General features: G+C 29.3%; 13 protein-coding genes. 3 read left to right on the top strand and 10 right to left on the bottom strand.

What is annotated here, in order from left to right:
• Window positions 1–165: 165 nt before the first annotated feature.
• Window positions 166–876, top strand: coding sequence for a deoxyribose-phosphate aldolase (gene deoC, locus ACZ5RS_RS13355; protein WP_464636263.1), 711 nt, complete (start codon window positions 166–168; stop codon window positions 874–876).
• A gap of 99 nt (window positions 877–975) precedes the next feature.
• Here deoC and ACZ5RS_RS13360 read toward each other — a convergent pair whose 3' ends face one another.
• From ACZ5RS_RS13360 to aroA, 3 genes are all read right to left on the bottom strand, one after another.
• Window positions 976–2,817 carry a TRAP transporter permease gene (locus tag ACZ5RS_RS13360; protein WP_464636265.1) on the bottom strand — a complete coding sequence of 614 codons (1,842 nt, stop codon included), beginning with the start codon at window positions 2,815–2,817 and terminating at the stop codon, window positions 976–978.
• Window positions 2,818–2,924: 107 nt separating this feature from the next.
• Window positions 2,925–3,914 carry a TAXI family TRAP transporter solute-binding subunit gene (locus ACZ5RS_RS13365; protein WP_464636267.1) on the bottom strand — a complete coding sequence of 330 codons (990 nt, stop codon included), beginning with the start codon at window positions 3,912–3,914 and terminating at the stop codon, window positions 2,925–2,927.
• A gap of 17 nt (window positions 3,915–3,931) precedes the next feature.
• Entirely contained in the window at window positions 3,932–5,218 is a 1,287-nt protein-coding gene (gene aroA, locus ACZ5RS_RS13370) for a 3-phosphoshikimate 1-carboxyvinyltransferase (protein WP_464636268.1), read from the bottom strand.
• A gap of 216 nt (window positions 5,219–5,434) precedes the next feature.
• Between aroA and ACZ5RS_RS13375 the strand changes: the two genes are divergently transcribed.
• Window positions 5,435–6,496 (top strand): LacI family DNA-binding transcriptional regulator, encoded by a 1,062-nt coding sequence (locus ACZ5RS_RS13375; protein ID WP_464636270.1) that lies wholly within the window; start codon window positions 5,435–5,437, stop codon window positions 6,494–6,496.
• Here the strand turns inward: ACZ5RS_RS13375 and ACZ5RS_RS13380 are convergent.
• Genes ACZ5RS_RS13380 through ACZ5RS_RS13410 form a run of 7 tightly spaced genes read right to left on the bottom strand, consistent with a single transcriptional unit; the run spans window position 6,486 to window position 13,252 of the window.
• Window positions 6,486–7,172 carry a [Fe-Fe] hydrogenase large subunit C-terminal domain-containing protein gene (locus ACZ5RS_RS13380; protein WP_464636272.1) on the bottom strand — a complete coding sequence of 229 codons (687 nt, stop codon included), beginning with the start codon at window positions 7,170–7,172 and terminating at the stop codon, window positions 6,486–6,488. The genes ACZ5RS_RS13375 and ACZ5RS_RS13380 overlap by 11 nt on opposite strands.
• A gap of 8 nt (window positions 7,173–7,180) precedes the next feature.
• Window positions 7,181–7,975, bottom strand: a complete 795-nt coding sequence (locus tag ACZ5RS_RS13385; RefSeq protein WP_464636273.1) for an ABC transporter ATP-binding protein — start codon at window positions 7,973–7,975, stop codon at window positions 7,181–7,183.
• Window positions 7,972–8,985, bottom strand: a complete 1,014-nt coding sequence (locus tag ACZ5RS_RS13390; RefSeq protein WP_464636275.1) for a FecCD family ABC transporter permease — start codon at window positions 8,983–8,985, stop codon at window positions 7,972–7,974. The genes ACZ5RS_RS13385 and ACZ5RS_RS13390 overlap by 4 nt, the downstream gene beginning before the upstream one ends.
• A gap of 3 nt (window positions 8,986–8,988) precedes the next feature.
• Window positions 8,989–10,098: an ABC transporter substrate-binding protein gene (locus ACZ5RS_RS13395; RefSeq protein ID WP_464636277.1), complete on the bottom strand. Its 1,110-nt coding sequence runs from the start codon at window positions 10,096–10,098 to the stop codon at window positions 8,989–8,991.
• Window positions 10,099–10,111: 13 nt separating this feature from the next.
• The gene (locus tag ACZ5RS_RS13400; protein ID WP_464636278.1) at window positions 10,112–11,251 is read right to left on the bottom strand and encodes a nitrogenase component 1; all 1,140 of its coding nucleotides are present in this window, start codon (window positions 11,249–11,251) and stop codon (window positions 10,112–10,114) included.
• 1 nt (window position 11,252) lies between these two features.
• The gene (locus ACZ5RS_RS13405) at window positions 11,253–12,506 is read right to left on the bottom strand and encodes a nitrogenase component 1 (protein WP_464636280.1); all 1,254 of its coding nucleotides are present in this window, start codon (window positions 12,504–12,506) and stop codon (window positions 11,253–11,255) included.
• Complete coding sequence (locus ACZ5RS_RS13410; protein WP_464636282.1) at window positions 12,506–13,252, bottom strand: nucleotide-binding protein; 747 nt, start codon at window positions 13,250–13,252, stop codon at window positions 12,506–12,508. The genes ACZ5RS_RS13405 and ACZ5RS_RS13410 overlap by 1 nt, the downstream gene beginning before the upstream one ends.
• A 302-nt stretch (window positions 13,253–13,554) precedes the next feature.
• Here ACZ5RS_RS13410 and ACZ5RS_RS13415 point away from each other — a divergent pair, with 302 nt between their 5' ends.
• Complete coding sequence (locus ACZ5RS_RS13415) at window positions 13,555–14,853, top strand: Fic family protein (RefSeq protein ID WP_464636283.1); 1,299 nt, start codon at window positions 13,555–13,557, stop codon at window positions 14,851–14,853.
• Window positions 14,854–14,881 lie beyond the last annotated feature (28 nt).

Below are 14,881 nucleotides of genomic sequence, written 5' to 3' on the forward strand. Positions count from 1 at the left end.
TTATAATAATAATATATTATATATATTTAGTAAAGAATTCTTTTATTATAAAAATCATTGATAAAATCATTTAAATCAATATTTTATTAAATTAATATTGCTTTTTTTAATTTAATATATTTATAATATTTGTATCATACATTTAATTATCAAAAAGGAGAAAAAATGAAACCAAATAAAAAAGCTATAGATATGGATACTAAAGAGCTTGCTAGATATATTGATCAATCTGTACTAAAACCAGAATTTAGTGAAAAAGAAATAAGAAAATATATTCAAGAAGGTATTGATTATAATTGTAAAACAGTTTGTATAAACCCATCCTCATTACCTATTGCAAGAGAACTTTGTAAAGGCACAAATACAGGGCTATGTGTGGTATGCGATTTTCCTTTTGGATGCTCCTCCACAGAGAGTAAAGTTATGCAAGCCCAAATAATTTGTAAAGATGATGATATTGAAGATTTAGATCTTGTATCAAATTATGGCTGGATTAAAAGTGGAAAATGGGACCTTGTAGAAAAAGAGATAAAAGCAGTTGCAGAAATTGTTCACAAACATGGAACTAAATTAAAAGTGATATTTGAAACAGATGCCCTTAATTTAGAAGAAATTGCAAAAGCCACTGATATAGCAGCAAAAGCTGGGGCTGATTTTGTTAAAACCTCAACAGGCTTTTTCACAGGATCTGAAGTAAAAGGAGCAACAACTGAAATAATTCAATGCATGATCGATGCAGCAAAAGGTAGATGCCAAGTAAAAGGATCTGCTTGTATAAGAGATAGAGAAAAGTTCTTAGCTTTTATCGATCAAGGAATTGATAGGATGGGTGTTGGATACAGATCTACTCCAGTTGTGCTTGGAATAAATAAATAAAAATATTTTGTCAAATTAATTTATATAAAAAGATGTAGCCTTTTATAACTACATCTTTTATTTATCTCTTTTAAATCACTCATAACAAGTAATACTTGTTCACTTTTTTTTAGTTGGAATTATCAAAAAGGCTAATAAAGCAACTGAAATAACAATTCCTACAATATTAAATATAATATTTGGAATTATCATAATTATAGCAACCGAAGCTAAAAGTAACCTTATTGGTAAACTTAAATTCTTACCCAACCAACCCTCAAAAGCAATTGCAATCATAACAACAGCTAACAATGCAATAATTAAAGAAGAAATTGAAGCTAAGAAAGAAGTATCAACAATCAATAAGCCTGGATAATAAACAAACATAAATGGAATAATGAATCCTGCGATACCTAGCTTAAATGCTTGTACACCAGTCTTCATCGCATCTGAATCTGCAATCCCACTAGCTGCATATGCACTCATTGCAACAGGTGGAGTAATAAATGAAATGATTGCAAAATAGAATACAAATAAGTTTGAAGCGATTGGAGAAATACCAGCTTTTAATAGAGCTGGAGCAGCAACAGTTGCAGCAATTACATAAGCTGCAGTTGAAGGAAGCCCCATACCCAAAATTATACAAGCAATCATAGTCATCAAAAGCATTAAAAATAAATTACCATTTGATACATCAAAAACTATTTGAGCAAATCTAACACCAAGACCAGTCATACTAACAATTCCAATTACAATACCAGCAGAAGCACAAGCTATTGCTACAGGAACAGCTGATTTTGCTGCATGTAAACTTGCTTCTTTTAATTCTTTAAATGGGAATCTATGATCAACAATACCAATTTTAACAATACCAATTGCTAAAATAGATAAAATAGCAAAGAACCCAGAATAGCTAGCAGATAATTTTAAAACCAATAAACAAAAAACCAAAATAATAATTGGAATAAAATAATAATAACCTTCTTTTAATATTGCCTTAACTCTTAAAAGCTTTTCATTTTTTTCAGCTTCAATACCTAATCTTCCAGCTTCAAAATAAACAGCAGAACCTAAACTAATATAATATAAAAGTCCTGGTATTATACCAGCTAATACTATATGAGAATAAGGAATACCTGTTAAATCAGCCATAACAAAAGCTGCAACACCCATAACAGGAGGAAGAATTTGTCCACCAGTAGATGCTACTGCTTCAACAGCTCCAGCATATTCTTTCTTATATCCAACTTTCTTCATCAGAGGAATAGTAAAAGTACCTGTAGTTACTACATTTGCAACAGCACTACCGTTGATAGAGCCCATCATTGCACTTGATAATACTGCAGCTTCTGCAGGACCACCTTTCATCTTTCCAGTCAAAGCATATGCGATATCGATAAAGAACTTACCAGCTCCAAATTTATCTAACAATTCTCCAAAAATTATATATAAAACAACAAATGAAACTGAAGCACCAACAGGAACACCATAAATTCCTTCATTAGTCCAGCTTATATAATTGGTAATATATTCTAAATTATAACCTCTATGAGCAATAACATTTGGTAAATATGGGCCAATAAATGCATAGATCAAAAAGACTACTGCAATTATTGGTAATGCTAAGCCAATAGATTCTCGAGAAACTTCCAAAACAAATAGAATTAATATAGCACCAGCTATAACATCTAAAAAGTTAATTCCCCAAACACCTTTTTCTCTTAAGGCATCAGGTACTGTTCCAATCATAAAATAAGTAAATAATGCTATAATGGCTATCATTAATAACAAATCTACAACTTTAAATACTTTCTTCTTCGTATTAATAAATTTACTTAAATACCAAACTAGCATCAAAGAAAAAACATGGATAACTCTTACCTGCATAACTCCAATAGCAGTTGATACAGTTATATATATATGAAACAAACAAACAAATGATGCTAGAATTAATAACAGCATCTTTAAAAACTCGCCTTGCTTCGTTTTATTATTTAACATTTAAAAAGCCTACCTTTAAAATGTCCTCACAGGAGAACTACTCCTATGAGGATTTTATAAAATTGCAATTATGGAATTAGTTCAGGATCAATATCAAGACCAATTTCTTGGTAATATTTAACTGCACCTGGATGTAATTTTACAGGAATCCCTGCTAATGCAGCATCTAGTACAACTTGTTTTGAAACAGAATTTGCAACACCTTGCCATTCATCTCTATTTTCCCAAATAGCTTTTACAATTCTGTAAACTTCGTCATCGCTTAAACCAGCTTTTGTTGAAGTGTACATATTAACTCTACTACTAGGTACAACAACATCTACATCAACATCATTATATGTTCCAGCTGGAATAGTATATGGGGTCCAGAAGAAGAATTCTTCATAGAATTCAGGTGAATCAAATGAAATCATTCTTACATCAACACTTGTTGTAAGGTCAGTTAATGCAGCAGATTTGATTGGGTGAGTACAAATAAAAGCATCAATTCTACCATCTTTTAATGCAGAAACAGCTTCTGTTTCAGAAATAAATTGAGGTTTAATATCATCATATGAAAGACCATAATAATCTAAAACCATTCTTGCACACATTTCTCCACCACTACCTGCAGAACTACAACCAATTGCTTTTCCTCTGAAATCTTCAATTGAATGAATATCACTGCTTTCTAGAGTGAAAGCTTGAACGTAACTAGTAATAGTACTAAATAAAGCTCTTAAATCAGTTGCATCATGATTCTTAAAATCGCCTAAACCATTATAAGCTAAATAAGCAATTTCACTTTGAGAAATACCCATTGCTAAATTACCAGAAGTTAAATTTCTAATATTTTCTACAGAAGCAGCTGTTGCTTCACCTGTACAAGCAATACCATCAACATGATCTGTGATAGTTTTTGCCATACCAACTCCCATTGGATATAAAGAACCAGCAGTTCCAGCTGTACCAATAGAAATTCTCTTTAATGCAGGAGCACTTTCTTCACTGCTACCATTTGCAAATACACTAAAACTTATTGATAAAATCATTACCAACAACAATAGACTCTTTTTCATCACACTCTCCTTTTTTCTTATACGCTTTCTATATTAGCATTTATTTGTTTCATTAGCTCGTAAAAATTTGGAAAAGATACAGCTGCATATTCAGCATTATCAATTTCACTTTCACCATCTGCAATCATAGCAGCAACACTAGTTGCCATAACAATTCTATGATCATGATGCCCATCGATTTTTGTACCTTTTAATTCTGAGTGATAAATAGTTAAACTATCTTCAGTTTCATCAAACTTAGCACCCATTTTTTCTAATTCTTCTTTAATTGATTTAGCTCTATCTGTTTCTTTTAATCTGCATGCCCCGATATTCTTTAATACAGTTTTACCTTGAGCAGCACATCCTAGAACAGCTAAAATTGGAACAGCATCAGGAGTTCCACTACAATCAATTTCAATACCTTGTAATTGACAACCACCAGTTACAGTGATACCACCTTTACCTTGATCAACTACTTCAACATCTGCACCCATATCTTTTAATATGGTAACAAAAGCTTTTTCACCTGCATAATCATTTATATCTAAACCTGTAAATGTTACTTTTGAACCAGGTGTTATTGCTGTTGCAATCATTGGATATCCACTTGTACCCCAGTCTCCAGGTAATTCATATTCAAAAGGTTTAAATTTTTGTCTTCCTTTGATTACAAATTCATCGTAATTATTATTAATAATTTCAATTCCTGCTTTCTCTAACATACCAATTGTCATATCAACATAAGGTCTTTCTAATAAATCTGTTTCATGAATTATTGTATCTTCTTCTAATAAAGGGCAAACAGATAAGAATGGGGTCATCCATTGAGAATTAACACCTGGGAAACTAATCGCTCCACCTTTGATAGGACCTTTTACGACAATAGGAGCTGTTCCACTATTTCTTGTAGAAAAAGCAAAGCCACCTAATTTGTTAATTGCATCAATCATAGGTTGAGCTGGTCTATAGCAAATTTGATAGTCTCCAGTTAAAACACAATAACCTTCAATCAAAGAACAAACTGCTAATGCAAAATAAAAACCAGTTCCTGAATTTTCAGCATCTAAAATATTGCTTGGAACAGAAGGTTTTCCATCAAAGCCTTCAATTATCCACTTTGAATCATCTTCAGTATTAATCTTAGCACCAAGCATTTCCATCATTTTTACAATAGAATAACTATCTAAATTAGTTAGGGGGTTATTTAAAACTGATGTACCACCTGCTAGACTTCCGAAGATTACTCCTCTTGCTGTCCCTGACTTATTGCCAGGGATTCTCGCCGCACCACTCAATGTCGACTTTTTAACTATAAATTTCAAAATTTCACTCCTATACAATAAAGTGATAAACGTTTTCACTTCTTCATTAGTATATTACAGAATTTTAATCTGTCAACAATTAATATTTAAATTCTTTTTTGCCCATTTTTATAAAATACTGTCTATTTGATAAGTATATATCTATTAAAAATGTTTTTTATTGATTAACGTTTACATTTATTGATTTTATAGGGAAAATGTTTTATTATTCTAAGCATGGAAAATACTAAAAAAAATTACTCATTAAAAGAAATCTCAGATTTAAGTGGGGTTTCTATTGCTACATTATCTAGATACTTTAATGGTCAAACCATAAGAAAATCCAATGAAATTAAGATTGAAGAAATCCTTAAGAAAACTGGATATAGACCTAATATTGCAGCAAGAATCATGAAAGGTAGTTCTTCTGGAGTAATTGGCCTTATAATTCCTAATATAACTCACCCATTCTTTTCTGCTATAACAGAGGGAATAATTGAGGAAGCAAGAAAAAACAATCAATTAGTTTTAGTTACTTCAAGTAATGGATCTGTTGAAAACGAAAAACAAGATATTAAACAACTTTCAAATTCAATCTTAGATGGATTAATTTATATACCTGTTGCTAAAGCTGAAAATATTCCTGAGATTAAAAATTTCCACAATATCCCGTTAGTAGTAACAGCTAGAAAAAATATTATACCCAATATTCCTCATGTATATCATGATGGAGAAAAAGGTGGATATTTAGCTACAAAATATTTACTTCAAATGGGGAGAACTAGAATTGCTTTTATAGCAAGCTTTTGGGAAGTACCTTGTTCAAATAAAGAATTATTTAATTTTAGTAATGATAAAGAAAGTTATCCTTTCTCTTCAATAGATAGATTTAGAGGATATGCAAAAGCGCTCAAAGAAGCAAATATAGAAATCGATGATAACTTATTAATCACTACAGGATACGATTATGCTGATGGTGTTAACACAGCATCAATTTTAGATTCTAGATTAACTGAATTCGATGGAGTTATTGCAATGTCAGAAGCAGTAACCGATGGTTTATCTGATAAATTAAAGGCACTTGGATATAAAATTCCCGAAGATATTTCAATAATAATATTTGATAAAACTAGTAATAATTCTAATTACTATACTCACATCGAATTACATCTTAAAGAAATGGGAATAAAATCTGTTCAAATGTTGAATCAAGTATTAGATAAAAAAGAAAGTAGTAACGTCTCTCTTGATGTTGAACTAGTTGTTAATAATTCTACTACAAGAAAGATCACTGATTAAAATTTATAGAAATCTTTTTAGTCCGACCAACACACCCTTCTTCACAAGAATAAAGCATTAAATAACCTTTTGGCATAATCTTATTATCATTTATTTGATTTAAATAATTGATAACATTTTTATAGCCATCAACTGATATTATATTAAGATCTTTTTGAACATTCTCAAGTGTATCAGCAAAATTAAAAGCTTCTTCTTTTGATGATTTTAAAAGATTTTTATATTCTAAATAATCAACTAATTGCTGAAAAGTCAAACAAATATCAGCAGACTTATCTCTAATAGCTTCTTTTAATTTATTCTTGCAAGGTCCGACAAAAATTATAGCAACATCATTACCGTATTTTTCTTTTAATGAAGTACAATGATTAGTTAAGGGAGAGCAACACCCATCTAAACATTTACTGAGTTTTGGAAATTTATTTATTATTATGTTTTTAATTACGGGGCATGCTTCAGAAATTAAATAATCTCTATATTCCAATTGATTTTTTACTTTATCTATTATTATATAATACCCATTAATAGTTTCACTAATTATAGGAATATTTAATGCTTTTACTGCATTTAAAACTTTTAATGAATTTTCTTTATATGCTATTTTATATGTTGGAGCTATAGATAAAATAACATCTTTATTATTTTCTAATAAATCATCAATCTTTTCAAAAAGCATAAATCCTCCTATATAATATTTTTTGAATACAATGGCACGATTGAAACATATTCTCTATTTTCAATTTCATGATTTATAATTTTAACATCTACTTTAAAAATATCTTTCAAATTACTCTCTGTTAAAACTTTTTTTGTATAACCATAAACACTTTTCCCATTATTATTTAATAGTAATGATTTATTTGATAAATGAATTGCGTGATCTGGATAGTGAGTATTAACAATTGCTGAAATTCCCTCCTCCTTTGATAAAGTAGAAATTGTATCTAAAACCATTAATTGATTTTTAAAATCCAAATTAGATTCAGGCTCATCTAAAACTAACATCTTTGGTCTTATGCACAAGGCTCTAGCTATTAAAACCATCTGCAATTCACCACCACTCATCTTATTGCAATATTTTTCACTTAGATGTCCCATATTAATTTTTTCTAAAGCTTCAATGGCTCTTTTTTTATCTTGTTTACTAGGTTGAGAAAAAACTTTTAAGTGTGCAGATCGACCTAATAATACTAAATCTTTTGCCATCAAAGGAGATACTGTATTTTTTGCCTGTGGGACATATCCAATTTTTGTCCAAATTAAGTTATCACTATTTTTATTTATTTTTACTTTATCAACTGTTGAACAGCCTTCTTTCCAATCAAGCAATCCCATCATACATCTTAATAAAGTCGTTTTACCTACTCCATTTGCTCCCAAAATAGATAAAATTTCCCCCTGTTTTACTTCAAAATTTATATCATTAAATAAATTTTTCTCACCATATCCAAAACTTCCATTTTTAACTTGAAATATCATAATTTTGCACCTCCAAGCTTTTTTAATAAGGATATAAAAAAAGGAGCTCCAATTAATGCCGTAAGTATTGATAAAAGAATTTCTGAAGCACTTATACTTCTAGCTAAAGTATCAACTATAATCATAAAGGATGCCCCAAGACTCATACTTATAGGTATTATTCTAGTATTATCACTTCCCACCAATAATCTAGAAACATGGGGGATTAAAAGTCCCACCCAACCTACAGCTCCACACATAGATACACAAGAAGCAGTAACTAATGTAGCACTAAACATAATTAAAATTCTAACTAATTGTACATGCCCACCTAAAGAGTTAGCTTCATCATCACTTAAAGATATAATATTTAATCGCCATCTTAATAAGAATATAATTAAACTTCCGATAAATATTGAAGGAAGTCCTAATAACAATGTCTTAAAATTTGCCCCATTCATACTTCCCATAAGCCAATAAGTAATTGCAGGTAACGTATCGTTTGGATCTGCTATATATTTTACACCAGAAACTAAAGCTTTAAATAGGGAGGATACAACAATACCACTTAAAACAATCATAACTATCTTTGATTGACTAATTGAATTTTTACCAATCCAAAGAGTTATTAATAATGCAACCATTCCTAATATCATTGCCATAGCTTGAACACCAATAAAACTAAACCCAAATAAAAGTGCTAGTGCAGCCCCAAAACTAGCTCCACTAGCAACTCCAAGTGTGTCTGGAGTTGCTAATGGATTACTAAACATTGACTGAAATGCTGCTCCAGAAATAGCTAAACCTAATCCTACAGAAAAAGCTAAGATTATTCTTGGAAATCTTATATTAAAAATTACTATATAATCAGCATAATTCACACCAATTTTTGTTAGAGGTGAAAATAATATTTTAAAGGTTTGATCAAGTCTTATGGTATATCTGCCTATTCCTAAGCATATTATTGCAATTAATAATGGAGTTAATACAAAAATAAGTTTTTTTGATATACCTAACTTTGATTTATCCATATATTATACACCTGCTGCTTCTCTTTTTGGATTGTAAATTCTATTTAATTGATCATCAGTTAAATCAACATTATAAAATTTCTTATAATAGCTTCTAATTTCATCATCCAAATTTATATCACTAAACAATTCAGGATGAATAGTTTTAGCTAGCCAAAGAAGACTTAGTGGAGTATCACTTGCAGGAGGATACCATCTATACATCCCAAGTGGGAATTTAAAAACTTGTTTATTCTTTACAGCATCAATTGGTGCCCAATTATCTGAAGCTATAGCATTATTGTATAAATCTTCAGGAAGTACAGGTGCAAAATTAGAAATAAAAATCATCTCTGGATTCCATTGATATATTTGCTCCATGTTTACTGCTGGAATATTTTCTTTAATATCTTGTGCTACATTTATAGCCCCTGTAGATTCAAGCCACCATTGCCCAAAATGCAAAGAACCAGAAGTATTTATTTTACCATTAGCATATCTAAATAGCATAAAAGCTCTTGGTTTTTCATCTTCGCTTAAGTCTTTTATTCTATCTGCAATTTTTGACTCTATTTCTCGACCATAGGATACAACACCTTCAGCATGATCTTTTTCATTTAAAACATCCCCAAGTAATTCAACCCAACCACTAAAAGTATCAATTGCATCACCTTCCCATTTGTATGGACTAAATGCTACTGCAGGAATTCCTGCTTCTTTATACATTTTACCTTCATCAGGATAGGTTGTTGAATAAAATACTACATCCGGTTTGAGATTAATTACCTCTTCAATATTTATATCTGAACCACTTTTCATAAAGCTTGTTGGAATATTTACAACATCAGGTAAAACATCTTTTAATATAGAATTTTCTGCAGCAGCCATTGATGCAGGACTAATCCCAACTAATTTGCTACTATCTCCAGCAAATAAACAATATACTGCTGGTAAAGGAGTTAATGTAGTCATAATAATGCGATTTATCTCGGTAGGCACCTCAACTTCATTACCTCCATGATCTACAATAATTCTTGTTTGTTTTTGCGGTATTTGCTCATTTGTACCATTAGCAAATATAGAAATTGAAACTGTTAAAACAATTAACAATAAATTTATTATTCTTTTGTTCATAAAAATGAACCTCCTAATTAATTTTTTCTAGAAAATCTTCTAAATTTTCTCCAATCAAATTTAATTTCTTATTCTTATAAAGTTTGCTAGATACTACATAATGAGGAATTGCAACTTTTTTTGTATTCGGATTCTTTATCAAATCCAAAATTAATGGATCAGCAATTACAGTTTTATATTTATTAGAATTAACTGCTTCAATTATTTCATCTTCACTAAATAGATTAGTATCGCCATCCATTTTTAATTCTTCAACCAAGCCGAATAGAGTATTAACACAACAATTATTAGAAATTGAATCTCTAATAGCATTAGATCTAATTTGCTCCCCAATTATTAATATATTGGCATCTTTAGAAACTTGATTTTTTATAAACAATTGTTCTTTATTTAATAGAGCAAGTAATTTTTTCTCAAAGATTTTTTTCCCATTTATTCCAATAGGAATATATGAAATATAAGGCTGGTTAAATTTTTCACTCATATATTTTGCTAATTTAAGACCACTTTTTGTCACAACAACATTAAACCAGGCAGAGGCACTATTTTTTAATGAATTTAAATCAAGATTTAAAGGCATAGTCGATACAATTTCAAAATCTAACTGTGAAACAATTTTTTTTATTGAATCAAGTTCATCTAAGGAAGAAAAATCTAACAAATTTGCACCTAATATATTAATTGAAGGGCAAAGAGTTTTATCTTTTTTAGCCATAAACCTTTTTGCTAGTTCTTCTAAGGCTAATTCAATTCCATAGTCATAATATCTGGTCCCAGTAGTTTCAAATCCTAAGGTTGGAATATTGGTTGCATTTTCAATCTCTTTTGCAATACCAATTGTATCTGCACCTATAACCATTGGAACAGGACTTCCTATAATTGAGATTATCTCAGCATTTAAATCTTCTGCTGCTTTAATTGTGTTATTAACTAATTTTTCATCATCCCCCAAAACAGCATCAATTTCTCTTAACCCTGAACACATAACTGGAGATTTTGCACCATACCATCTGGGTTCATCATAGGACGTATAATTACCAGTACAACCTGAAGCATCGTGTAAAATTGATAAACATTTTAAATCAAACAAAGCAGAAGCAACCCCAGAATAGTCAGGAGAAAATGGAGGGAGTTTTATACATAATTTCGCCATATTAAATCACCAACTTATAAATATCTAACAATTCTTCAATTGTTTTTGGATTTTCTATACTTTCAATAATTCCTAACATCAAATTTTCAAGTCCTTGATAACCATACATTTGATGATCTCCTTCCATTTGAACTGGATGTTTTGAATTAATTGAATAAGAACCTTCTATCCCTATTGCTACATAATCTTCTTTGTTATCAACTCTGTTGATCATTGAATGATGTAAAACTTGTTTAATTTGTACTTGGGCAAAATTATCTTCAATTTCTTTTAACGCATTTTTTTCAATTTTTGGGATACTTTGAGCAAAAATAGTATCGATATCAAAGCCATATTTTAATAAAGCAAGGGAAAGTGAAAAAACTCTATTTGTAGAACTGCTAGAAACAATTAATTTTTTACCTTTCATTGCTTCTTTTGCTTTTTCTATTAATTTTAAGGCATGTTTTTCTTTTGCATTAAAATATTCTTCAGCAACCTCTATTGAAAGGAAATTACAAATCTCTTTAGTTTGAGCTTTAATTTCTTCAAGCCAATATGATGTTGGTAAAAACAAATATGGAATTCCTAATTTATCATTTATATCTTTAGCACTTAAAAGTCCAGATGGAGCAATTACTAAATTCAAGGAACTCCTTGCTAAGTCTAAAAATTCATCAAAAGTATTAGTTTCTGATATATGCAATAATGTATAACCATTATCCTTTAATAAAAGTTTTATATCATTATCTTCATTTAATGGTTCAAAATTACCAATTGTAACAACTAATTTATTATTTATTTCTCGTTTTTCGAGTAATTCATAAATACTTCTTTGTATAGAAACTAATGGAGGAGATTGAGTATCACCAGTAATTGGATTCATATGACCTATTTGAAATGTATATTTAGGATATTTTTTATTTAATCTTTCTCTTAATGAAATTGTATCCGTCCCAATTAAATCATCTAAACAACTTACCACAATTAAAATGACTCTAACATCATCATTAAGACTCTTAATAAATTCCTGCATACTTTCTACAATTAAATCTTCATAACCATCAATTATATCTGATTGATCTAAATATAAATAAGATAATCTATCTTTCAACCCTTGTTGGATTGCACCAATCGCACCATGTCTGCCACATGCAAAAGGACAGACAAACAATTGATAACTTTGAGGAATTAGCATTCCAACTCTAACAACTCCCCAGCCCCCATGAGCAGGAGAGGCATAATGCAAACATTTCTTTGTTGAGCAAAAGTTCATTATTCCTCCATAACTCTTTTAGCAAGTTCTTTATAAACTTGTGTTTGTTCAGATAAAGGAAAAGCTTCCACTACAGTTTTTTCTAAATTTTCTGCTTCTTGAACAGTTGCACTTCTAGGAATTTTCAATAGCAATTGCGTACTAGCATTATCTATAAAATCATCAACAATACTATCTTCATTCTTTATTTTTCTAGAGTTATGTATTACACCTTTTAATTTTGCATAACTTCTTCTCTTAAAATTGTCTATTGCTAAAACAATATTTGATGCAGCAAATAATGCCATCTTTTCAGCAGAAGTTACTATCATAACTTCATCAGCATAATTTTCTCTTATGGGCATAGCAAATCCACCACAAACAACATCTCCTAAAACATCATATAAAACCACATCAGGTTTATAAGTTTCAAAAGCTTCAAGTTCTTCTAATTTTTGAAAAGCTGTTATTATACCTCTACCTGCACATCCAATGCCTGGAGTAGGCCCTCCAGATTCAACACAAAAAACACCACAATTGCTTTGATGAACAATATCTTTAAGTTCGACAGAGTCCCCAAGTTCTTTAATTTTATCTAAGACTGATGGAATTTTCTTTCCATTCATTAGTAACTGGGTTGAATCCACTTTAGGATCACAACCAATTTGCATAACACAATACCCATTCAACGCTAAAGCCGCAGAAAGGTTGGCAGTCGTGGTTGATTTACCAATACCACCTTTACCGTATATAGCTATTTTTTTCACAATAACACCCTCTTTTAAAGTTAGTTATGTATAACATAGTTTGTATATCTATGCAAGTAATATTTATAATTTTTTTTACTAAAATGTTATAATAAGTAATTAATCGCTTACAATAAAAAGAATTATATCATTTTTTAAGAGAGTTATATTTTTTTGATATTTTGTCATATATTAGCTAAAGCAAACATATAAATTATTTACAAATTATTTTTTTTTAGAAAGATTGATATTTAATAAAAACTCCTAATTATTGACAAATTAGGAACTTATAATATAATTCTGTTATAAGGATAATACCAATTATGAGCATTACTAAACCACCTGTTACAAAAAGAATACCTCTTAGTTCTATGGACTTATTATTCGAAGACGATAAAAAAATTATCCCCTTAATAAAAGAGTGTAATGATAAATACCTATATTGGGATAAAGTTAAGTACAAAACAGATAATTTAAAGATATCTAATGAACAATTTTGGCAGTTATTAAAAGCTACAAGAGCAATGACAGCCAATAAAATTAAATTAGGTAAATATAGTTTTTCTTTCAATATAACTAATAAAATAACTGAATGTCTAAGAGAATTAGACTTAGAATTAAATAAAAACTCACAAATCATTGCAGCATTAAATAATAGAGATAAGCAGTACTTTTTTATAAACTCTTTACATGAAGAAGCAATTGCTTCAAGCATTATGGAAGGAGCAATTACAACAAGAAAAATTGCAAAAGAAATATTAAGAAAAAATGAGAAACCCAAAACGAAAAGTTTAACTATGATTGTAAATACTTTCTTAACTATGAACTATATTATTCAAAGAAAAGATTATGATTTAAATAAAGAATTATTTTTAACAGTCCATAATAAAATTACTAAAAATACCTTAAAAAACAAAAACGATGAAGGAAACTTTAGGATTTCAAATGAAAATATTGTTTCAAATGTAATCACTAATGAACCAGTATACCAACCTGTAGACTATAATGAAATTAATGAATTAGTTGATCAATTATGTGAAATTTGCAATAACAGCAACTATTTTGGTTATTTTATACATCCAATCATTAAAGCAATAATAATTCATTTCTTAATCTCTTTTATACATCCTTTTAATGATGGCAATAAAAGAATTGCTAGAATAATTTTCTATTGGTATCTATTGAAAAGTGGTTATTCCTTAACTGAATATATTTCAATTTCTAGAGTTATACAAAAAACTAAAAATCAGTATGAAAAAAGCTTTTTAAAATCTGAATATGATGATTATGATTTAACTTATTTTATTTTATACAATTTAAAAGTTTTAATTAAAGCAAAAAATAATTTTTATGAATATTTAAATACAACTTTAGATAAAAGAAAAAGTTTAATTTATTATATAAAGAAATATAAGATAAATGAAAATGAAGCTAGAATTCTTAAGGAATTAAACTCCAAAAAAGGTTATCTCTTAACAGTAAAAGAAGTTCAAACGCTTTTAACTGTATCGAACCAAACTGCAAGAAGTGCCTTAGATAATTTATGTGATATAAATCTATTAATAAAAAGAAATCTACATAAACAGAAGTTCGGATATGAATTAAAAGAACATAGCATATAGAAATATGAACCACCAATTTTTTGGTGGT

The sequence above is a fragment of the Pleomorphochaeta caudata genome, assembly GCF_055395745.1.